Origin of the sequence: Bacillus sp. ZY-1-1 (assembly GCF_003047165.1) — a bacterium.
GTDB classification, from domain to species: domain Bacteria; phylum Bacillota; class Bacilli; order Bacillales; family Bacillaceae; genus Bacillus; species Bacillus velezensis.
Map to the genome: position 1 here is coordinate 3,845,596 of NZ_CP027061.1, position 19,405 is coordinate 3,865,000.

At 44.7% G+C, this 19,405-nt stretch carries 23 protein-coding genes and 2 rRNA genes (1 of these 25 cut by a window edge); 1 reads left to right on the forward strand and 24 read right to left on the reverse strand.

The features are described from left to right. Positions 1-21 precede the first annotated feature (21 nt). The 9 genes from ispE to metG form a co-directional block, all read right to left on the reverse strand. Complete coding sequence (ispE, locus tag C5I45_RS19335) at positions 22-891, reverse strand: 4-(cytidine 5'-diphospho)-2-C-methyl-D-erythritol kinase (protein WP_004264668.1); 870 nt, start codon at positions 889-891, stop codon at positions 22-24. A 143-nt stretch (positions 892-1,034) separates the two neighbouring features. Then, on the reverse strand, positions 1,035-1,223 hold the full coding sequence (locus C5I45_RS19340) for a small, acid-soluble spore protein, alpha/beta type (RefSeq protein ID WP_011996172.1): 189 nt from the start codon (positions 1,221-1,223) through the stop codon (positions 1,035-1,037). 162 nt (positions 1,224-1,385) lie between these two features. Further along, entirely contained in the window at positions 1,386-1,646 is a 261-nt protein-coding gene (veg, locus tag C5I45_RS19345; protein ID WP_003218330.1) for a biofilm formation stimulator Veg, read from the reverse strand. A gap of 211 nt (positions 1,647-1,857) precedes the next feature. Next, positions 1,858-2,733, reverse strand: coding sequence for a sporulation peptidase YabG (gene yabG, locus C5I45_RS19350; protein ID WP_004264691.1), 876 nt, complete (start codon positions 2,731-2,733; stop codon positions 1,858-1,860). A gap of 172 nt (positions 2,734-2,905) precedes the next feature. After that, positions 2,906-3,787 (reverse strand): 16S rRNA (adenine(1518)-N(6)/adenine(1519)-N(6))-dimethyltransferase RsmA, encoded by an 882-nt coding sequence (gene rsmA / locus C5I45_RS19355; RefSeq protein ID WP_004264694.1) that lies wholly within the window; start codon positions 3,785-3,787, stop codon positions 2,906-2,908. Then, positions 3,777-4,340, reverse strand: coding sequence for a ribonuclease M5 (gene rnmV / locus C5I45_RS19360; protein ID WP_004264696.1), 564 nt, complete (start codon positions 4,338-4,340; stop codon positions 3,777-3,779). Before rnmV ends, rsmA begins: the two co-directional genes overlap by 11 nt. A 134-nt stretch (positions 4,341-4,474) precedes the next feature. Beyond that, positions 4,475-5,800 carry a resuscitation-promoting factor gene (locus tag C5I45_RS19365; protein WP_088005470.1) on the reverse strand — a complete coding sequence of 442 codons (1,326 nt, stop codon included), beginning with the start codon at positions 5,798-5,800 and terminating at the stop codon, positions 4,475-4,477. Positions 5,801-5,934: 134 nt separating this feature from the next. Further along, positions 5,935-6,702 (reverse strand): TatD family hydrolase, encoded by a 768-nt coding sequence (locus tag C5I45_RS19370; protein WP_032868379.1) that lies wholly within the window; start codon positions 6,700-6,702, stop codon positions 5,935-5,937. 75 nt (positions 6,703-6,777) lie between these two features. After that, entirely contained in the window at positions 6,778-8,769 is a 1,992-nt protein-coding gene (gene metG / locus C5I45_RS19375; RefSeq protein WP_015388789.1) for a methionine--tRNA ligase, read from the reverse strand. A 482-nt stretch (positions 8,770-9,251) separates the two neighbouring features. Here metG and abrB point away from each other — a divergent pair, with 482 nt between their 5' ends. Further along, on the forward strand, positions 9,252-9,542 hold the full coding sequence (abrB, locus tag C5I45_RS19380; RefSeq protein WP_169510469.1) for a transition state genes transcriptional regulator AbrB: 291 nt from the start codon (positions 9,252-9,254) through the stop codon (positions 9,540-9,542). 49 nt (positions 9,543-9,591) lie between these two features. On the opposite strand, the gene rsmI is transcribed toward abrB, so the two are convergent. The 15 genes from rsmI to C5I45_RS19455 all read right to left on the reverse strand — a co-directional run. Then, positions 9,592-10,473 carry a 16S rRNA (cytidine(1402)-2'-O)-methyltransferase gene (gene rsmI, locus C5I45_RS19385; RefSeq protein WP_025854083.1) on the reverse strand — a complete coding sequence of 294 codons (882 nt, stop codon included), beginning with the start codon at positions 10,471-10,473 and terminating at the stop codon, positions 9,592-9,594. Beyond that, the gene (locus C5I45_RS19390; RefSeq protein ID WP_007409921.1) at positions 10,448-10,747 is read right to left on the reverse strand and encodes a GIY-YIG nuclease family protein; all 300 of its coding nucleotides are present in this window, start codon (positions 10,745-10,747) and stop codon (positions 10,448-10,450) included. Before C5I45_RS19390 ends, rsmI begins: the two co-directional genes overlap by 26 nt. Then, a complete protein-coding gene (locus C5I45_RS19395) occupies positions 10,734-11,477 on the reverse strand; it encodes a tRNA1(Val) (adenine(37)-N6)-methyltransferase (RefSeq protein WP_004264717.1) in 744 nt (247 codons plus the stop codon). Before C5I45_RS19395 ends, C5I45_RS19390 begins: the two co-directional genes overlap by 14 nt. A gap of 60 nt (positions 11,478-11,537) precedes the next feature. Next, positions 11,538-11,897, reverse strand: a complete 360-nt coding sequence (gene yabA, locus C5I45_RS19400; RefSeq protein ID WP_004264720.1) for a replication initiation-control protein YabA — start codon at positions 11,895-11,897, stop codon at positions 11,538-11,540. A gap of 14 nt (positions 11,898-11,911) precedes the next feature. Further along, the gene (gene ricT / locus C5I45_RS19405; RefSeq protein WP_004264723.1) at positions 11,912-12,739 is read right to left on the reverse strand and encodes a competence/sporulation regulator complex protein RicT; all 828 of its coding nucleotides are present in this window, start codon (positions 12,737-12,739) and stop codon (positions 11,912-11,914) included. A 2-nt stretch (positions 12,740-12,741) separates the two neighbouring features. Continuing rightward, positions 12,742-13,731, reverse strand: a complete 990-nt coding sequence (gene holB / locus C5I45_RS19410) for a DNA polymerase III subunit delta' (RefSeq protein ID WP_007409919.1) — start codon at positions 13,729-13,731, stop codon at positions 12,742-12,744. Between the two features lie 11 nt (positions 13,732-13,742). Then, entirely contained in the window at positions 13,743-14,183 is a 441-nt protein-coding gene (locus C5I45_RS19415; RefSeq protein ID WP_004264730.1) for a YaaR family protein, read from the reverse strand. Between the two features lie 12 nt (positions 14,184-14,195). Beyond that, a complete protein-coding gene (gene darA / locus C5I45_RS19420) occupies positions 14,196-14,525 on the reverse strand; it encodes a cyclic di-AMP receptor DarA (RefSeq protein WP_004264734.1) in 330 nt (109 codons plus the stop codon). 70 nt (positions 14,526-14,595) lie between these two features. After that, complete coding sequence (gene tmk, locus C5I45_RS19425) at positions 14,596-15,234, reverse strand: dTMP kinase (RefSeq protein WP_004264737.1); 639 nt, start codon at positions 15,232-15,234, stop codon at positions 14,596-14,598. Further along, entirely contained in the window at positions 15,231-16,664 is a 1,434-nt protein-coding gene (locus C5I45_RS19430; protein ID WP_014304189.1) for an aminotransferase class I/II-fold pyridoxal phosphate-dependent enzyme, read from the reverse strand. The genes tmk and C5I45_RS19430 overlap by 4 nt, the downstream gene beginning before the upstream one ends. A 60-nt stretch (positions 16,665-16,724) precedes the next feature. Beyond that, positions 16,725-17,861, reverse strand: a complete 1,137-nt coding sequence (locus C5I45_RS19435) for a toxic anion resistance protein (RefSeq protein WP_107994575.1) — start codon at positions 17,859-17,861, stop codon at positions 16,725-16,727. Between the two features lie 15 nt (positions 17,862-17,876). Then, complete coding sequence (locus tag C5I45_RS19440) at positions 17,877-18,491, reverse strand: 5-bromo-4-chloroindolyl phosphate hydrolysis family protein (protein WP_014304187.1); 615 nt, start codon at positions 18,489-18,491, stop codon at positions 17,877-17,879. A gap of 148 nt (positions 18,492-18,639) precedes the next feature. Further along, positions 18,640-18,834, reverse strand: a complete 195-nt coding sequence (locus tag C5I45_RS19445) for a sigma factor G inhibitor Gin (protein WP_004264749.1) — start codon at positions 18,832-18,834, stop codon at positions 18,640-18,642. A gap of 173 nt (positions 18,835-19,007) precedes the next feature. Continuing rightward, a 5S ribosomal RNA gene (gene rrf, locus C5I45_RS19450) occupies positions 19,008-19,123 on the reverse strand. A 50-nt stretch (positions 19,124-19,173) separates the two neighbouring features. Then, positions 19,174-19,405, reverse strand: a 23S ribosomal RNA gene (locus tag C5I45_RS19455) (it continues 2,698 nt past the right edge of the window).

Below are 19,405 nucleotides of genomic sequence, written 5' to 3' on the forward strand. Positions count from 1 at the left end.
AATATAACTTAACATACGGATTTAATCAAGAGCATTCTGTTCGCCGATCATCCGCACCGCGTACACTTGATCACAGAAACCTCTTAACCCGTTATAAATCCGCTGCACCTTTGATTCGTATTGAACCAAACCGAATACAGTCGGTCCGCTTCCGCTCATTAACACCGCATCAGCGCCGAAGCGTTTCATTTGATTTTTAATCATCGCCACCTCGGGATGGAGGCTGAGCGTAACCGACTCCAATACGTTTCCTAATTGTCCGCATACCTTTTGGAAGCTTTTTTCTTCAATCGCGTCAATCATCGCCTGCACATCAGGATGCCGAACCTGCTGTAAGTTCAGCCGGCGGTACACTTCGGCAGTCGATACCCCGATCGTCGGTTTGGCGAGCATGACCCAGCAATGAGGCGGAGCACTGATGTGCCTGATCTTCTCACCGCGTCCGGTTGCCAGGGCAGTGCCTCCGTATACACAGAAGGACACGTCTGAACCGATTTCAGCTCCAAGCTCTGCAAGCTCTTCGACAGAAAGCTTTAAATCCCAAAGCCTGTTCAGCCCTCTGAGCGTAGCTGCCGCATCGCTGCTTCCGCCGGCAAGCCCTGCCGCTACAGGGATCACCTTTGTAATCATAATCGAAACGCCTTTTTTAACTTGAAACCGTTCTTTAAGCAGTTTGGCTGCCTGATAAGCCAGATTCCTTTGATCATCCGGAACAAAGCGATTATGCGACGCCACTCTGATAACGTTTTCGGGCAGTTCTGTCAGTTCAATCCGATCTGCCAAATCAATTGTCGTCATGATCATCTCCACTTCGTGATAACCATCCGGGCGTTTACTCGTCACATCGAGGGACAGATTGATTTTGGCCGGCGCTTTTTCTAAAATACGCATAGCTTTCACCTACTTCTCCATCTAAACATAAGTATGAACATTGTATCACATTTGGAGACCCGGAGGTACTTATCCGAAATTGACGCCGGTTTTGACAGCCGATAGAAAAAACCGGGGAACGGATTGTCCCCCGGGCCACTGCATTATCGGTTATTTTGGTTCTGAGCCGCCATCTGCTGTTCGGCAATCTCGATCGCGCGCTTTACCATATTCCCGGCGTCACGCGCCCGAATGCCTCCCCAGCCCTCGTTTTTCACCGTATCGTAAAAACCAAGGTCCTTCGCCAGCTCATATTTGAACTCATCTGACATAACTCCACGACGTCTGCCCAAACGAAACAACCCCTTTTATAGAATTGATCACCATTCGTGCACGCCACGATAAAACATGTGACACCTATAGCTTCCGTTTAATCGGCTGAAACTTTCGAGGGAATAATTAGAAGAGCTTTAGAAGGCAAAACAAAAAGCAGTAAACAAAAGGTTCACTGCCCATTAAAATGCTACTGAGCTTGCCGCATCGTCATTGAATGTCAATTCAACAGTCTCAGTCAGAATATCAGCATAACTGTATGAAACTCTTTCAAACGAATTCTCGTCTTGATCTAGTTGTATCACAAAAACAGAAGGGTACGTCTCAGCTAAAATGCCCGAACGCTCAATCGTTTTTCGGCGGCCGCCGTTTGCTTTTAACGTAAGCCGTTTACCTAAATTCCCATCAAGCGATCTTTTTATATCGGACAACGTCTTCGCCATTGCATCCACCTCACTACATTTATTGTACAACAAGAGCCCAATTTTGTCAAATAAAATTTAAATTATATCAACGTTAATAAGTCATTGTCAACAAAATTATTTTGACAAAATTCTATTGATTTCTGCGTTATTTTTCACAAGTTCCGGAAATTTATGTATCAATATGTAAAATAATTAACCCGCATAGCGAAATATATGCGGGTTTTATCACTCATCCATTTGATTTATACGGCATACCGACACGCAGCACACCCTTCGTTTCAATTCCTCCCAGCCCTTTCTCTCTCGTCAGCGTATTTCTCAGGACATCCCATACATTGATCCGCTCCATAAACGGAGTGAAGCTGATTTTCGCGACAATATATACCGGGTCAAGCGCATGAATATTGACGCGTGACGGCGAACTTGCGAAATTCGCGCCCGCTCTGATTAAAGACTCAAAATGAGATTGGCACGCCCCCGCGAATATGACCAGCTGATCCAAATGAGGGACTTTACGCCTCGCTCTCTGAACGGTTTCGACAAAGTGTTTGGAATGCCTGTAGGCGCTTAAATCGTTCACGCCTCCCTTATGCTTGGAATATGCATCATGGCCGGTGATGACTAAAATATCCGGCCTGTATTTATCAAGCAGCTCGTCAATTGACGCCGGCATTTTTTTCTCATGGCAATGAATTCCGTATACCGGCACACCGATTTTTTCATAAAAGTTCAGGCACTTTTTCAAATAGGCCTCATCGCCGTCCAGATGCAATACCTTTCCGGGCATATGAAAGTAGTGCTCCTGATGCTGATATTGATTTGTCGCGTAATACTCCTGTTTTTCCCGAAGCAGCTTATAATCCTGGCGGAGCAGCTCGAGAGATTCATTCATCCTGCTTTCATCTCTTTTCTTTCTCATGGCCTGTTCGTCTTTTCTGACAGGCTCCAAATCAGAAAAATCAGCATCCGCAATCAATCTGACTTCGTCACCATGCAGGATGGCAATTGAATTTCCATTGCTTGTTTGCTCTATACCGATAATGCGAAATAAAACATCCATTTGATAGGATTTCCTGGCTACCATATCTCCTATTTGAAATTGCACGTTACCCACTCCACAAATAGACTAAGCCTCATCATGAAAGAAGTCTTGGCAAATGCACCTCTTTCCGCTGCGGCGCTTGATGTTTCAAGCTTTTCTTGCAGTTGAATGAATAAGGTTCTCCTCTAGCCTATGTAGCGGCAGTCCAAGTGGTGACGCAAAACAAAAAGCCCTCTTAGAAAAGGGCTTTATGCAATCCGTTGGACAAGAGCGCGAATTCTTCTATGGACAGGGATTCACCGCGCCGCTTTCCGTCAATATTCGTCTCTTGAAGAACTTCTTCAATTTGAGCTTTTTTCTCTTTTCCGCCCGGAAGATTGTTCACAAGGTTGTTCAGCAAGGTTTTCCGGCGCTGTGCGAAGCTTGCTTTAATCAGCTGGAAGAAAAACGGTTCATTATCGACGTCAACCGCCGGGCCGTCACGAAGCAAGAGACGGATGACGGCGGAATCGACATTAGGCTGAGGCACAAACACTGTTTTCGGGACGGTCATGACGGTTTTGGCCTCCGTATAGAACTGAACCGCAATGGAAAGCGATCCGTACTCCTTAGAGGAAGGATCAGCGGCCATCCGCTCAGCGACCTCTTTTTGCAGCATCACGACAATTCCTTTTAACGGAAGATGTTCTTCCAAAAGCTTCATGATGATCGGCGTCGTCACATAATATGGGAGATTCGCCGTCACCATAATTTCATCACAATCCTGAAACTGCTCTTCAATGACGGATTTGACGTCTGCTTTCAGCACATCTTGATGAATAATCGTTACATTGTCATATGGAGACAGCGTATCATTGAGAATGGGCAGCAGGCGCTGATCAATTTCAAACGCGACGACCTTTTTCGCCCGTTTGGCAAGCTGCTCTGTCAGCGCGCCGATTCCGGGCCCGATTTCAATGACTCCGGTCCGATCCGTAATTTCCGCATGGTCCACAATTCTGTCCAATATATTTGTATCAATTAAGAAATTCTGTCCCAGACTCTTTTTAAAAGAGAAACCGTACTTTTTCAGAATTTCCTTCGTTCTGATAGGTGTCGCGATATCTTTATTGTTCATCCTGTTCCTCCTGCCTCATAGCATCGAGCGCATCAATAAAATCACTTCTTTTGATTTGAAACATTTGCAGCCGTTTTTGAAGCTGCTTGCCGTTTGTATAGCCGATCTTCAGCAGGTCGCCCAATCGTTCGCGCCGTCTTTTGGCAGCCGGTCCGCCGATCAGACCGGCCTGTATGACATCTTCAGCTGAAATCTCACTCGGCTTTGCCTCCATCTCTTCATGCACATTTTCCAGACATGCTCTGATGCTTTCAATGGATGCGTGCTCAACGCCAATGCCGCGCTTGTTTTTCGGTTTGGCAAGATGTTTGGGCAGAAATGCGTGTTTACAGCCGGGTACTGCTTCAGAAATGGTTTTCCGGATCTTCTCCCCCGGAAAATCCGGGTCCGTCAGCACGATGACCCCTCTCGTTTCCTGCGCCAGCCGAATCTGCCTGATGACTTCGTCTCCGATTGCGGAACCGTTTGTCTCGATCGTATCCGCATCAACGGCAAGTTTTATGCGCGCAGTGTCATCGCGTCCCTCGACTACTATAATTTCTTTAATTTTCATTACTTCCTCCAAAAAAACTTTTTATATCCAAAACGAAACCTTTGCTTGCATGTCACGTCTAATATACTGAAAATACACTTTACCTATTATAACGAAAAAAACAGAGGGCGCAAAACCCTCTGAATGAATCGGAATTAATTTAAGATTTTTATTTTGACCTGTTTCTTTCCCCAGCGGTAAGCTGAAGATTTTTCAGGGAAAAAGACATCAATCCGTCTTCCTTTAATGGCTGAGCCTGTATCAGCGGCTACGGCATCCCCGTATCCGTCTACGTGGACTCTTGTGCCGAGCGGGATGACGCTTGGGTCTACCGCAATGACTTTGGCATTCGGATTGCTTGTCAGGTTAACGCCTGTAGCCGTTTGGCCGGAACAGCCGCTGCAGCTTGCGGTATAAGCCGTGGAAGACACGGTAATCACTTTACCGGAAGATCCGGTTTCGCCCGAAGATGCCTTCACAGGTGCACTGAGCTGCTCAATCTTGGGACTGTGCCGCTTTGTGCCGACCGCAATGATCTGATCTTTGCTTTTTTCAGATGTTTCTTCTTTGACAAGCTTTCTTGATACTTCTTTTCCATTTTCTTTGACAACATGAAAATGCTTTTTAAGTTTGCCTTCTTTTCCTTTTTGAACGATCTTTTCTTTCCCGCTGTCGAGAGACGCATCTTCTTTTTCTTTCACTTGATACGCTATTTTTTCCTCAACTACATCGGTGACTTTTTCGATACGAGTGATTTGTATGCCGGCCTGATTTTTTGTGAGCTTTTCGTGTAATGCCGGTTTTACTTTATCTTCGTCTTTCATGTCCATCTTATGCTGCGTTAAAAAGTCAGCGACCGTAGTCGAAGTCGTCCATATTTTCTTTTTCTTTCCCGCATCATTTACAGTGACCTGAAAAGCCGGGTCGACCGTGACTTTCATGCCGTTTGTCACTTTCGTATCTGCTGCTGGATCTATTTTATCGTGCTGATTCACAGGTGTATGCTGTTCGTTCAGAAATGCGCCGACTGTTTTTGCCGTTGACCATAAAGTCTTTTCTTCTCCGCCTCTTGTCACACGGATCTGCTTTGCAGCATCATACACGACATTCATGTTGTCTGCCAATGCTGTCTGCTTAGACGGGGTAATCCGGTCTTCATTTCTCGTCTCTATATGTAAATCTTCCAGAAGTTCCCCAACCGTTTTTGCATGAGTGCGTATTTGCTTTTTCTTGCCGTTGATGGAAACAGAAACTGATTGTTTTGAGAGCTCATGTGCCCCGTATGCAGTCCCGGTTCCGCCCAGCAGAATAATAGCTGCAATCAGAATAACCTTGCTTTTACCAAGCTTTACGGAAAACAGTTTTTTCATTTTTTGTGTGATGAAAAACGCCTCCTTCTCCTCGGAGAGATTATATAGAGTATCTAAAATGCTGTCAACCCTCCCATCTCGAAGATGAAAAACCTTCAGCGTATCCCTCATTATGCAAAAACAAAGCAAAAAAAGGAAGAGAGACATATCGACAACCTATCTTATGAGGAGAAGGAAGCTTGTAGAACCGTTATACATATCCACTGAATCGGACAAGCTTTTACACGTTATGACAGCGCATTCTGTCAGTTCATGCGGAAAAGTCTTTTTGCGTTTTCGGTTGTAATTGAGGCAATTTCTTCATATGTCAGCCCTTTTAATTCAGCGAGCTGTTCAGCAACATATTTTACGTAGCTTGGCTCATTTCGTTTGCCGCGGAAAGGATGCGGTGTCAGGAAAGGACAGTCCGTTTCAATCAGCAAACGGTCATTCGGAATTTCCTTTGCTACTTCTTTTGGTTTCTTCGCGTTTTTGAAGGTAACCGGTCCGCCGAATGAAATATAGAAATTCATATCCATACACTGCCGCGCAACCTCCGCGCTCCCCGTAAAGCAGTGCATAATGCCGCCGACTTCTTCCGCTCCCTCTTCTTTCAAAATTGTGACAACATCTTCCGTTGCATCACGATTATGAATGATAATTGGAAGGTTCACTTCTTTGGCGAGAGCGATTTGTTTCCGGAATACTTCTTTCTGAATGTCTTTTGGTGATTTATCCCAGTGGTAATCAAGGCCCATCTCTCCGATCGCCACGACTTTTTCGTGAGAGGACAGTTCCTTAATCCATGATAAATCTTCCTCTGTCATGTCAATTGCGTCTACCGGATGCCAGCCGATCGCAGCGTATATAAAGTCATATTCCTCAATCAGCTCCATCGCACGCGTGATAGTGGGTTTGTCGAATCCGACAACGACAATTCGTTCAACTTTTTCAGCCTTTGCACGCGCAATGACTTCCTCTAAGTCTGTGTCAAATTGCTCGGCATTTAAGTGCGCATGTGTATCAAAAAGCATCATAAAAACTCCTTTCTTGTTGAAAAACAAAAGGTGTTCGACGGAATGTTACACGTGAAACACCTTTTGCCCCTATTATTTAATTCGAGTGCCTTTCGGTAATGACTGGTCGACAGCTACAACTTTGAGAACGCCGTCCGATTCTCCCGCCAGTATCATTCCTTGAGAAAGCTCGCCTCTCAGTTTTACCGGTTTTAAATTCGTTACACAGATGATCTTCATTCCCACAAGCTGATCCGGTGTGTAATGCTTCGCGATACCTGATACAACTTGGCGCTGTTCAAAGCCCAGATCAATTTGCAATTTCAGCAGCCGATCTGCTTTTTTCACCGGTTCTGCGGACAAGACTTCTGCGACGCGAAGTTCTGTATCCATAAATTGATCAAACGTAATTTCAGGAAGACGCTCTGCTTCTTGCGGCTCTTCCGCCTTTTCTTCTTTAGCAGGAGCAGTTCCTTGCATTTTTTGCTTGATGTAAGCTACTTCTTCTTCAGCTTCAAGACGAGGGAAAAGCGGTTCCCCTTTTTTCACTTTCGCATCCTTCAATTGGCCGAATGTCTGAATGCTGTCCCAAGCTTTAAGAGACTGATCCTCAACTCCGAGCTGGGCAAACATTTTTTCAGGCGTCTGCGTCAAGAAAGGCTGTAGCAATACGGCCGAAATACGCAATGATTCAGCTAAATGATACATGACAGAACGTAATTCTTTTTCTTTTTCCTGATCTTTAGCAAGCACCCACGGAGCAGTTTCATCAATATATTTGTTCGTACGGCTGATTAATTGCCATAGCGTTGATAAAGCGACTGAAAACTCCATGTTTTCCATTGCCTTTTCATAAGCTTTAACCGTTTCACCGGCTACGGAAGAAAGCTCTGAATCAAAATCGGTCACATTTCCTTCATATGAACCAATCTCGCCGTCAAAATATTTTTGGATCATTGCGACTGTACGATTCAGAAGGTTTCCTAAGTCGTTCGCCAAGTCATAATTAATCCGTTCTACGAAACCTTCCGGCGTAAAGACACCGTCTGAACCGAACGGTACTTCGCGAAGCAGGTAATAGCGAAGTTCATCCAAGCCGTAGCGTTCAATTAACGTTACCGGATCAACGACATTTCCTTTTGATTTCGACATTTTTCCGTCTTTCATCAATAACCAGCCATGCGCGAATACTTGCTTAGGCAGCGGTAGATCAAGCGCCATCAGCATAATCGGCCAGTAAATGGTATGAAAACGGACAATTTCTTTACCGACAAGGTGGACGTCAGCCGGCCAGTACTTTTTGTAAAGCTCATCATTTTCCGTATCGTAACCGAGTGCTGTAATATAGTTGAACAGTGCGTCAATCCATACATACACGACATGCTTCGGATTTCCCGGTACTTTTACGCCCCAGTCGAACGTCGTTCTGGAAACGGCCAAATCTTCAAGCCCCGGTTTAATGAAGTTGTTAATCATTTCATTTTTGCGTGATTCAGGCTGGATGAAAGAAGGATTTTCCTCATAAAACTTCAGCAGGCGGTCTGCATATTTGCTCATGCGGAAGAAGTATGACTCCTCTTTGATTAATTCGACCGGGTGGCCGCTGTCAGGGCTTTTTCCGCCGACAACCTCACCCTTCTCATTTCGTTCCACATCCACCAGCTGTGTTTCCGTATAGAATGTTTCATCAGGGATGCTGTACCAGCCCTCATACTCATCCAGGTAAATGTCACCATTATCAAGAAGTTTTTGAAACACTTTCTCGATAATTTCTTTGTGCCGGCTTTCCGTCGTCCGGATGAAATCATCGTGAGAAATGTCGAGCTGCTTCCATAGTTTTTGGATTTCAGCAACTGCGCGATCCACATAAGCTTGAGGCGTGATATTCTCTTCCTCCGCTTTCTGCTGGATTTTCTGTCCGTGCTCATCCGTTCCGGTTAAGTAGCGTACGTCAAATCCCTTTAATCTTTTGTAACGCGCCATCGCATCGCCGGCCACGGTAGTATAAGCATGGCCAATATGTAATTTTCCGCTCGGATAATATATCGGGGTCGTAATATAAAAAGTATTATTGTCTTGCGGCATGTTGCAACCTCCCATTCAGAATGTCGAAAAGCTCACGCCCAAAGGACGAGAGCGGTTTTATTTGATATACAATATTGATATTTGTCCTCTATCTATGATACCATCTTAGCCTTTAAGATCAAGGATATATACGTACTGCGCGTAAAAGAGTAAATAAAATTAAAAATTTTTATTGAAATTAAAAAAAGTCTTAACATGTCGAAATTTGTCGTATATAATCTACTAATATAAAACATCTTGGTTCGAAAGTCTTGATTTAAAAGGATTTTCAGTAGGATAATAGGTTCGAAAAAGCAGTCAAAAAGCCTGTTATTTCAGGATTTCCAAGGCTTTACTTACTATAAGAACTAATTCTTACAAACAATAGCAAACAAAAAGATTGACGATTATTGGAAACCTTGTTATGCTAGGAATGTAAGGAATTTTGTCGAATAATGACGAAGAAAAATATAAACTACAAATAATTATCTCTCGGGAGGAGACTGTTAATGAAATCTACTGGTATCGTACGTAAAGTTGATGAACTTGGACGCGTCGTTATCCCTATCGAACTTCGCCGTACACTGGGCATCGCAGAAAAAGACGCTCTTGAAATTTATGTTGATGATGAAAAAATCATCCTTAAAAAATATAAACCAAACATGACTTGCCAAGTAACTGGTGAAGTTTCTGATGATAACCTTAAACTTGCCGGCGGCAAATTGGTACTCAGTAAAGAAGGCGCTGAGCAAATCATCTCTGAAATTCAAAACCAGCTTCAAAACCAAAAATAAGCTATTTCATACAAAAACCGTTCTTGTTACGACACAAGAACGGTTTTTTTTATGATTGAATGTGATAAGCGTCATAAATCTCGCGTTTCGGTACGTCCCGATCTACCGCTGTTTGTTTTATGGCCTGTTTGGAAGAAGATCCTTCATTTATGTAATGCTCCACATGTTCTTTCTCAGAAAGCTCCGTCCACCAAGGCTTTTCCTCTTCATCCGGTTCAGCGCCTTGATTGCCTTCGACAACGAGACAGAACTCACCGCGGATTTGATCTTCATTTGCCCATTCAAGCACCTCGGCGATGGTTCCTCTGATGAATTCCTCGTACTTTTTCGTTAATTCCCTCGTGACGGCGATGGTTCGATTCCCCAAAACGTCATGCATTGCTGTTAATGTTTCTTTTAATCTGTGCGGCGCTTCGTAAAATATCATCGTTTCCTGCCGTTTTTTCAGGAGTTCGAGTTCTTTCTTCTTTTCTTTTTTCTGTCTGTTTAAGAATCCGTAGAAGAAAAACGGCTGCGGGGTGATCCCTGATGCGGTCAGCGCGGTTAATGCCGCATTTGCACCCGGAAGCGGAACGACATATCCGCCGATTTGGGTGAAATCTCTCACAATCTCAGCCCCCGGGTCGGAAATTGTCGGCATACCGGCATCACTGACCAATGCCACATTCTTTCCGCTTTTCAGCCATTCAATGATTTTATGGCCGCTGCTTTCTTTATTATGTTCATGATAGCTGATGAGAGATGTTTCTATGTCATAAACATGGCACAGCTTTTTCGTCTGTCTCGTATCTTCGGCAGCTATGACATCGGCCGATTTCAGCGTCTCTACTGCACGAAAGGTCATGTCCTCCAAATTGCCGATCGGTGTAGGAACAAGGTACAGAGTTCCCATTTCAGATTTTCCGTTAAAACTCATCTGGCGTCTTAACATATACAGCCTCCTTGCTGCGTCGTTTTTCTTCTATATATTGCTCTTTTTTCTTTCGGGTCAGCTGCTTAAAACGGTATTCCGCCTGCATCGCTTCCCGTTTTGTTTCAAATGATTCCGCATGGCATAACGAAACCGGCCTTCTCGCCCTTGTATATTTCGCGCCCTTTCCCTCATTGTGGGTTTTCAGCCGTTTTTGCAGATCATTTGTATAACCGGCATACAGACTGTTGTCATTGCACAGCAGCACATAAAAGAAATGACTATTTGTCTCCATATAAAATCGTGCGGATCTCTTTCGTATATTCATTTTGTTCATTATATACAAAGAGCGGGGGAAGAATTTTGAGATCAGGGCGGCCGCCTTTAATTCCTTCAACCAAAATGGTATTCGCTTCTTTACCTTGTTTCGGATAAATAAACTGAACCCGTTTCGGTTCTATTCGGTATGCTTTCATTAGTTCAAAGATTTCCAGAAGCCTCCCCGGCCGATGAACGAGAGCCGCTTTTCCTCCTTGCTTCAGCAGTTTGCTGCTGACGGAAATCACATCTTCAAGCGTGCAAAGGATTTCGTGCCTTGCGATTCTGAGATGCTCGTTCAGGTTCTGCTCCGCCTCTTTCGGTGTTTTAAAATAAGGCGGATTGCAGGTGACAACATCATATTTATTATGTCCGAGTCTTTCCGGCATATTTTTCAGATCATCATGAATGAGACTGATCTGACCGCCCAGCCCGTTGTATTCCACGCTTCGAAGCGCCATATCATACAAGCGTTCCTGAATTTCAACCCCGGTGATATCGGCTTTTGACCTTGTGCTGAGCAAAAGCGGCACAATGCCGTTCCCCGTGCATAAATCAACAATGTTCCCCTTTTGAATCGGAACGTATGCAAACTTAGACAGCAGCACGGCATCTAATGAAAAAGCGAAAACCGTCGGACTCTGTACTATTTTCATATCCTCTGCTAATAAGTAATCCAATCTTTCATCATCACGTAATGAAACCATAATCTTATTCCTTTCGGCACTCTTTGAAAAAGGCTTCCGACATCAGCGGAAGCCTTTTCCTTATTTTTTATTTAAGAAGGACAGACAAAAAAGGCAATCTCCCTTGCGGACGCTCCCATAATGGACGTTGCAAATATGAAAGCCTTCTTGATACAGCCGGGCCAGATTGTCGTACCCTTCTCCTATATCACTCTGCTCTGCCTTCTGTGTTTTTGTTTCTTTCTGATCGGCTTTGAACTTCTCAATTTGCTCCGTCGTGTCATCAAGCCGCTTACGCAAATGCTTATTTTCAAGCTGAAGATGGTGATTCTCTTCAATCATTTCGCCGATATGCTGCTTTAAGTCACCCAGCTGACGGTACAGCGAACCGATTTGTTCCTCCAGGTTTATGACAGTATCAAATAACTCTTTTTTATCCAAGGTTCCACACCTCGTTAATCTGTGGTTTGTGCGGATACGACGCCCTCTTCCAAGAGCTCTTCCCAAGTATATTCTATCACTTTTTCACGATTCTTCAGTTCCACCTGAAGCACCCGTTCCAGAATATTAAGACCGACAACCTTTGCGGGGCCGTTTGCCGTCGTAATCATTTCGCCTAAATCCGGCAGCTGTTCTTTTGCCGTCTCATACTCATCATTTTCATACTTCAAACAGCACATCAAACGGCCGCACAGACCGGAAATCTTCGTTGGGTTCAACGATAAATTTTGATCCTTCGCCATTTTGATGGACACCGGTTCAAAATCACCGAGGAACGTGGAGCAGCAAAGCATTCTCCCGCATGGTCCGATACCGCCGAGCATTTTCGCCTCGTCCCTTACCCCGATTTGGCGCAATTCGATTCTCGTTTTAAAGATAGAAGCCAAGTCTTTGACCAATTCCCTGAAATCAACCCGTCCGTCTGCCGTAAAGTAAAAAATGACTTTATTGCGGTCAAACGTAAATTCAACATCAACCAGCTTCATATCTAAGCCGTGGTCAGCCACTTTTTTCTGACAGACTTCAAAAGCGGACAGGGCCTCCTGTTTGTTTTCTTCTACAATGAGAAGATCGCGTTCATCAGCAACGCGAATAACCTTTCGAAGCGGAAGCACAACATCATGCTCGTCCACTTGTTTATTTGCGATGACAACCTGCCCGTATTCTACACCTCTTACGGTTTCAACAATGACGCAGCTGTCTTGTTCTATATCAAATCCGTTCGGATCAAAATAATAAATTTTCCCCGCTTTTTTAAAGCGGACGCCTATTACGTTGTACAAGCTTATCCCTCCTGCAACGTTAACACCAAGTGCTCCATTAATCCCTGCACATTCACATTGGAATGAAGCCGTTTTTTTGCTTCTAAAACAGCGAGAATTTGGTTCGTAACGCTTTGTTGTGTAAATTGCAGCGCATGCTGTTTTATTGATTGGAATAAGTCTTGATAAATCAGTTTATCTTCATTTCCAATTTGGATGGATAATACATCACGGTATATCAATAAGAGCATATCAAGACCCATTTCTTGATGGGTTTTTTCTTTGAAAAAGGGCACCCACTGATCCTGAATGAAGAAAAAGGCATGTCCTTTCCGCTGATGTAAGACTTCATACAATTTTATCACTTTCGCTCTGGACTCTGCAAACTCATCATTTCGACTTAATTCGACTGCTTCCGCAATATTATTTGTCATATTTGCTAAGAGCCGGGCCATGTGAGGGCTCACTTCCTGTTCAATCAGTCTTTCTTCTATGGCTTTCGGCTGAAGCGGCTGGAACGGGAGAACCTGACATCTCGAAACGATGGTATCCAGTATTCGGTGGAGCTGCTCAGTAATCAGAATTGCGATGGTGTCTTGACTCGGCTCCTCTAAAAACTTCAGCAGACTGTTTGCCGCATTTGTGGTCATTTGATCCGCATGGGATATAATGTACAGCTTTTTATGCGATTCCAGCCCCGTTTTGGAAAACTCTTCCTGAAGCGATTGGATCTGAGCCTTTTTAATGGATAATCCGTCGGGCTGAACCACATGCAGGTCGGGATGGTTTCCGGATTCGATACGCTTACAGTTCCGGCACTCTCCGCAAGGCTCAGTCCCGTCTTCAAGGCAGAAAAAGCTTTTTGCGAGAAGCAGTGCGGCATCCAATTTGCCCGTACCTTTTTTGCCTTCAAACAGATATGCGTGAGAAAGCCTTTTCTTTTCAATGCTGTTATGCAAAAGCCGCATCACTCTGGGCTGCTGCCCGGTCATTTCCTTCCATGATATTGCCATTGTATCACTCTCTATGTGTAAAGGTTAATCAATAAACCTTTTATTTCTCCGATTCGATCCAGCAAATCAATTGCCGGTTTTTCCTGATCTAACATTTCTTCCGTCAGCTGAAGCAGTTTTTCATCTATTTCTTTCACAAGCCCTAGGGTCCGGCTGCTGCCGTACAAGTCAAAGCTTTTCTCCGTCTCATGCGATAATCCGCTGTCTACGGCCTCTTTTACAAAACGTTTTACCAATCCTTTGAACTTCGCTAAGTCTTTGAAGTTTCTCGACTTCGTCAGCCTTTTCCCGAACGTTTCTATATCCGTTAAGAACCTGCTCAGCTGATCAAATTTCAGCTTGCTGCTTTGGCTGTCCATTGAACTTTTAAACGTTCCGGAAAGCTCTGCCGCTTTATAAGCAGGCTGCTGCTTTTTCTCAATAAATGTACGTAAGTCAGAATTTATTTTCACGTCGTCAAATCCTTAAAATTGATGAAATTCATCGACCGGGAGGACAAAGACCGTCGCTCCGCCGACTTCCACTTCGACGGGATATGGAACGTAGGAATCCGCATTCCCGCCCATCGGGGATACCGGGGCAATCATCTGATCACGTTTACAGCCATTCTCTTTAATGAGGCTGAGCGCTTTATCGACACGGATATCTTCCACCCCGATCATAAACGTCGTATTGCCTGATTTAAGGAATCCGCCTGTTGTCGCAAGCTTCGTCACCCTGAAGTTGTGGTCGGTTAATACTTTCAAAAGCCTGTTGCTGTCCTGATCCTGCACCACTGCCACTATTAATTTCATTCTCTAGGCCCCCTTTAGGTTGGAAAGAACATTGTCGTTACATTCATTATAGCAACTTATGAGAAACAGGTCACAACTGAATTTTTTTCAATGCTTCATTTATCACTTGAAGTGCGTCCTGAATGACGAGTTCCTTCTTTTTCGATGCGTCGATTGTATGGAATCTTTCCGGAAAACGCTGCATAACCTTTTGGTATCCTTCCCGTACTTTCGTGTGAAAGTGCAGAGCCTCAAGATCGAGACGATTCTTTTCTCTTGAATCATTCGACGTAATCCGTTTCAACCCTTCTTCAGGCTCAATAGAAAAATAGATGGTGACATCAGGCATCGTATCGCCGATTGCAAACTGGTTGATAGAAAGAACTTCATCAATGCCGAGCCCTCTCGCATAGCCTTGATAAGCCAGCGAACTGTCGATGAAACGATCACACAGCACAATGCGCCCTTCTTTCAATGCAGGCTGCACCTTTTCGGTTAAATGCTGTCTTCTCGCCGCGGCGTAAAGCAGCGCCTCCGTTTTTGCATCCATCAGTGTATTGTTTTTATTTAAGATCACTTCTCTGATCTGTTCCGCAATGTCGATGCCGCCCGGTTCTCTTGTCGCTGTCACCGGGAGCCCCTCTGCCGACAGAATCTCTTTCAGTTCCTGAAGCACAGTCGTTTTCCCTGCACCTTCAGGACCTTCAAATGTTATAAATAAACCGCTCATGATTTCTCCTCTTCTATATAGACAAGTAATTGTTCCCCGTTTAACAAGCCTTGAATATGCGCGTCCATGCCGATTAAACGGGAAAGCTTCTGTACGATCTCTTCTGTTATCCGTTCGCCGTCCATGATCAGCGGAATTCCCGGCGGATAAGGAATAATGTTCCCCGCATGCAAGCGCCCGGCCGCCTTATTTATATCTGCAGGCTCTTTTGTAAACTTCCGCATCTCATTTTGCGGATATTCAAGTGTCGAAATGGACGGAAATGTCCAATTCACGGCATCCGGCAATTTATCGGGCGGTGTATTCTCCAGTTTCTGCTGTATGTTTCTTACGGCTGCCTGTTCTATCATCCGCCGGCCGCCAATCGGCAGTACGAGCAATACTTGGTACTCGTCAGCCAGCTCGGCAACAATGCCCTCACTCTCCAAAATGCGTTGTAATGAATAGCCGGAATGTCCGAGCTTTGACCGAAGTATTAATTTTAACGGGTCCGCCCGCAGCCCATATCCGGAAGGCTCGATTATTTCAATAGAAGAAATTGATGCGAACCTTCGTTTGATTTTCTCAATGTGCTCCATATGGACGGGAAGTGTCCCTTTTTCAGCAATATCCTGCACATAAGCACGCGCCGTATCTAAAGATGCCATAATCGGGTATGACGGGCTGCTGCTTTGCAAACTGCTTACATAATAAGTTAATCGATCTCTGTCAATTCGGGTGCTGTTTAAATGAAAGTAAGATCCCATCGTCATAGCCGGAAGCGTTTTGTGAGCCGATTGAACAACGGCGTCCGCCCCCATAGCCAATGATGAAGGCGGGAAAGGCTGCCCTAACACAAAGTGAGCTCCATGAGCCTCATCCACCAGCACAGGAACACCGTATGAATGGGTTTTTTTAACTGCCGCAGTCAAATCGGCGGCGTGTCCGTAATAAGTCGGATTGGTCAAAACAAGTCCTTTCGCGTTCGGATATGACGCCAGCGCTTTTTCGATGACTGAAAGGGATACATGTGCCGGCACATGCATGTTTTCATCGATTTCCGGCGCCAAATAAACCGGCTTGGCTCCGGCCAATGCCACCGCATGGAAAACAGACTTGTGACAATTACGCTGGATCAGAATGGGTTCACCCGGTTCACAAACAGCTAAAATCATCGCCAGATTGCCGGCGGTCGTTCCGTTGACGAGAAAGAAGCTTTCCTGAGAGCCGTACAATCTGCTCACCAAATCCTGCGCTTCCTTAATGACCCCTGTCGGGTGATGCAAGTCATCAAGACCCGTGATCTCAGTCATATCAATAGATAAAAGAGATTGATATACAGATTTCGCTTCATCAAAAAAGACATCTCCATTGTGATGTCCCGGAACATGAAAAGAATACGTATTTCGGTGCGCATGCTTCATCAGCGCTGTATATAAAGGTGTGTCCATTTTTAAACAAATCCTTTGCCTGTCTTTCTTATTATATCGTGCCTGCGAGCCAACTTAAAGCTAAGACTTTTTGCCATCTAGCCCGTTATCCCGGCCGGACTTCATATCAAGCAGTTTCTTTTTTAAATCGCCCTCCATGATAACAAGCTCCTCCTCGGCACGCCTGCGTTTCATCCTGCCTTCTTCTTGAATAGACATGATTTCTTCAAGTGTGCTGACTAAGCTTTCCTGCACTTTTTTGAGGGTGTCTGCCTCAACAAGTCGGCGCTCATTGGCTTTGGCCGTCTCGACTGTGCTTGTTTTCAGAAGTTCGGCGTTTTTCAGCAGCAATTGATTTGTCGTATCCGCCGCCTTCTGCTGCACATCTGCCGCACTCCGCTGCCTCATAAGCGTCAGCGCGATGGCGACTTGATTCTTCCATAAAGGAATAGCCGTAACAATGGAGGACTGAATTTTCTCTGCCAGTGCCTGATTCGTGTTTTGAATCAGACGGATTTGCGGCGCACTCTGAAGCGTAATCTGCCTGCTCAGCAGCAGATCATGCACCCTCTTATCCAGACGGTCGGCAAACTGGCGAAGATCATTCACTTCCTGCGCGGCCATTTGATTGTGTTCTCGTAATTCGGCTTTTCTTGCCGCTTCGGGAATAAGCTTTGTTTTCAGCTCATCTAATTTTAATTCACCCGCTGCTATATACATAGTTAAATCAGAAAAGTATTGTTTATTTTGGGCGTACAGCTGATCTAACCATTTATTGTCACTCAACAGCACATTTTTAGAATGTTCCAGCCTTCTGCTGATACGGTCAATCTGCACACTTGTCTTTTGATATTTCGAAAGCACTTCCTGCACAGATCCGGATACCCTTTTAAACAGCCGGGCGAAAAACCCTTTGTTCTTTACCTGCAGATCATCGGGGTTTACCTGGTCAAGCTTCAGCATCAGATCAGCCAATATCCGTCCCATCTCTCCTGCATCTTTTCTTTGCACGTGCTCTATCATCGTGTGGGAAAATTCCAGAAGATTCGCCTGCGCCTGTGAACCAAACAGAACAATGCTTTGCATGTTCCCAGGGTCCAGTTTTTCAGCGAGCTGAAGTGCCGCTTCTCTTTTTTCTTCCGGCAGCGTATCTGCAAGCTTTAGATGAGTCTGGTCATTTTGGGCGCCCATACTGTCATCGGAACGGTCTTTGGCCATTTCCTTCTTCCTTTCTTATTTTCTCAGTGAATGCTTTGCCATATCTAATTCAAAGTGCAGGTCGTCGATGTCCTCCTTCATCAGTTCATGAAGATCCTCTTCCAGCCTTCTGGAAAGCTCCGCCAGAGTCATCCTCGTCTCACTCAAGGACATTGATAAATCTTTATTTTTTCGCGGCTGTGATGAGAGCAAAGCATACTTTTCCGTCAGTTCCACAACAGAATCAAGCGTTTGATAATAGAAACGCTCTGCCTGATAAAAACGCTTCGGCTCCTGCTTTGTGAGCAGATATATTCGTCGGGTTATCCGCAGTATCTCTGCATTCTGCTTCAGCATTTGTATACTTTTCGAGCGGAAAAGCGCCCTGCGTAATCGGATGATTTTACCCTTTGCTTCCTCGAGATTTTCCTTGATATAAGCATATTCTTTTCTTGTCAGCCGGTGTTTTTTTAAAAAGAGACGCTTCGCATTCCACAAGCCGGACGCACTGACTGCGGCTCCGCCGGCTGCCCCGTATAAAAGCGAATACAGAAAAGGCTGATGCCCTATCGTAAAGAAGGTTATCCCCGCTAATACAAAAACTGTGCTCCCGCAAAATGTCCATTTCATATATTGAATAAACGGTTTCATACTTGATCGACTCCTATTTATTCACTTTTATCAGTATTATCTATTACATTCCATGTCTAAACAAGTTCCTCTTCTTATCGTATCAGTTCTTTTATAAAAAGTGAAAAAACTCCTCTGATTTCAGGCAAAAAAAAGACCCTTTTCAGGGTTAAGAATATAACGTCGGTGTATGAAGGCTTTTCAATTTACGAACGAAAAATTCATAATTCGGATCAGAGGTCGGAGTGGAAACTACTTTCTTCTCACACTCTAAACATATAAATTTCGTATAAATATGGATTCCCCTGCTTTTCTTGGTTTCACACACAATACATGTTTCTTCATGGCCGGACGTTTCATTCATTTTGCCCACCTCCGTATGAATAGCCTTCCCTTAAGCTGTTGATTGTATACACAATTTGGACCTTTTTGAAGTTTGCAATTAGTATATGGGCGTTGCCGTATTTCGGTGTTTGTTTTGTTTTTATTCAAAAACAAAAAGGCAGCTCATGATGAGCTGCCTTTACCGTAAATATAGCTTGGCGGCGTCCTACTCTCACAGGGGGAAACCCCCGACTACCATCGGCGCTGAAGAGCTTAACTTCCGTGTTCGGCATGGGAACGGGTGTGACCTCTTCGCTATCGCCACCAAACCATTGAGAGTGTTCTCTCAAAACTAGATAACAGTAAGCATACATTCAAATTGGTTAAGTCCTCGATCGATTAGTATCTGTCAGCTCCATGTGTCGCCACACTTCCACCTCAGACCTATCAACCTGATCATCTTTCAGGGATCTTACTTCCTTGCGGAATGGGAAATCTCATCTTGAGGGGGGCTTCATGCTTAGATGCTTTCAGCACTTATCCCGTCCGCACATAGCTACCCAGCGATGCCCTTGGCAGAACAACTGGTACACCAGCGGTGCGTCCATCCC

Excerpts from the sequence above, each read along its gene's own strand:
- ispE (WP_004264668.1), bottom strand. The coding sequence starts at position 891 with ATGCGTATTTTAGAAAAAGCGCCGGCCAAAATCAATCTGTCCCTCGAT.
- veg (WP_003218330.1), bottom strand. The coding sequence starts at position 1,646 with ATGGCGAAGACGTTGTCCGATATAAAAAGATCGCTTGATGGGAATTTA.
- rsmA (WP_004264694.1), bottom strand. The coding sequence starts at position 3,787 with ATGAACAATAAAGATATCGCGACACCTATCAGAACGAAGGAAATTCTG.
- rnmV (WP_004264696.1), bottom strand. The coding sequence starts at position 4,340 with ATGAAAATTAAAGAAATTATAGTAGTCGAGGGACGCGATGACACTGCG.
- C5I45_RS19365 (WP_088005470.1), bottom strand. The coding sequence starts at position 5,800 with ATGAGGGATACGCTGAAGGTTTTTCATCTTCGAGATGGGAGGGTTGAC.
- C5I45_RS19370 (WP_032868379.1), bottom strand. The coding sequence starts at position 6,702 with ATGCTTTTTGATACACATGCGCACTTAAATGCCGAGCAATTTGACACA.
- metG (WP_015388789.1), bottom strand. The coding sequence starts at position 8,769 with ATGCCGCAAGACAATAATACTTTTTATATTACGACCCCGATATATTAT.
- rsmI (WP_025854083.1), bottom strand. The coding sequence starts at position 10,473 with ATGTTAAGACGCCAGATGAGTTTTAACGGAAAATCTGAAATGGGAACT.
- C5I45_RS19390 (WP_007409921.1), bottom strand. The coding sequence starts at position 10,747 with ATGGAGACAAATAGTCATTTCTTTTATGTGCTGCTGTGCAATGACAAC.
- C5I45_RS19395 (WP_004264717.1), bottom strand. The coding sequence starts at position 11,477 with ATGGTTTCATTACGTGATGATGAAAGATTGGATTACTTATTAGCAGAG.
- holB (WP_007409919.1), bottom strand. The coding sequence starts at position 13,731 with ATGGCAATATCATGGAAGGAAATGACCGGGCAGCAGCCCAGAGTGATG.
- darA (WP_004264734.1), bottom strand. The coding sequence starts at position 14,525 with ATGAAATTAATAGTGGCAGTGGTGCAGGATCAGGACAGCAACAGGCTT.
- tmk (WP_004264737.1), bottom strand. The coding sequence starts at position 15,234 with ATGAGCGGTTTATTTATAACATTTGAAGGTCCTGAAGGTGCAGGGAAA.
- C5I45_RS19430 (WP_014304189.1), bottom strand. The coding sequence starts at position 16,664 with ATGGACACACCTTTATATACAGCGCTGATGAAGCATGCGCACCGAAAT.
- C5I45_RS19435 (WP_107994575.1), bottom strand. The coding sequence starts at position 17,861 with ATGGCCAAAGACCGTTCCGATGACAGTATGGGCGCCCAAAATGACCAG.
- C5I45_RS19440 (WP_014304187.1), bottom strand. The coding sequence starts at position 18,491 with ATGAAACCGTTTATTCAATATATGAAATGGACATTTTGCGGGAGCACA.
- C5I45_RS19445 (WP_004264749.1), bottom strand. The coding sequence starts at position 18,834 with ATGAATGAAACGTCCGGCCATGAAGAAACATGTATTGTGTGTGAAACC.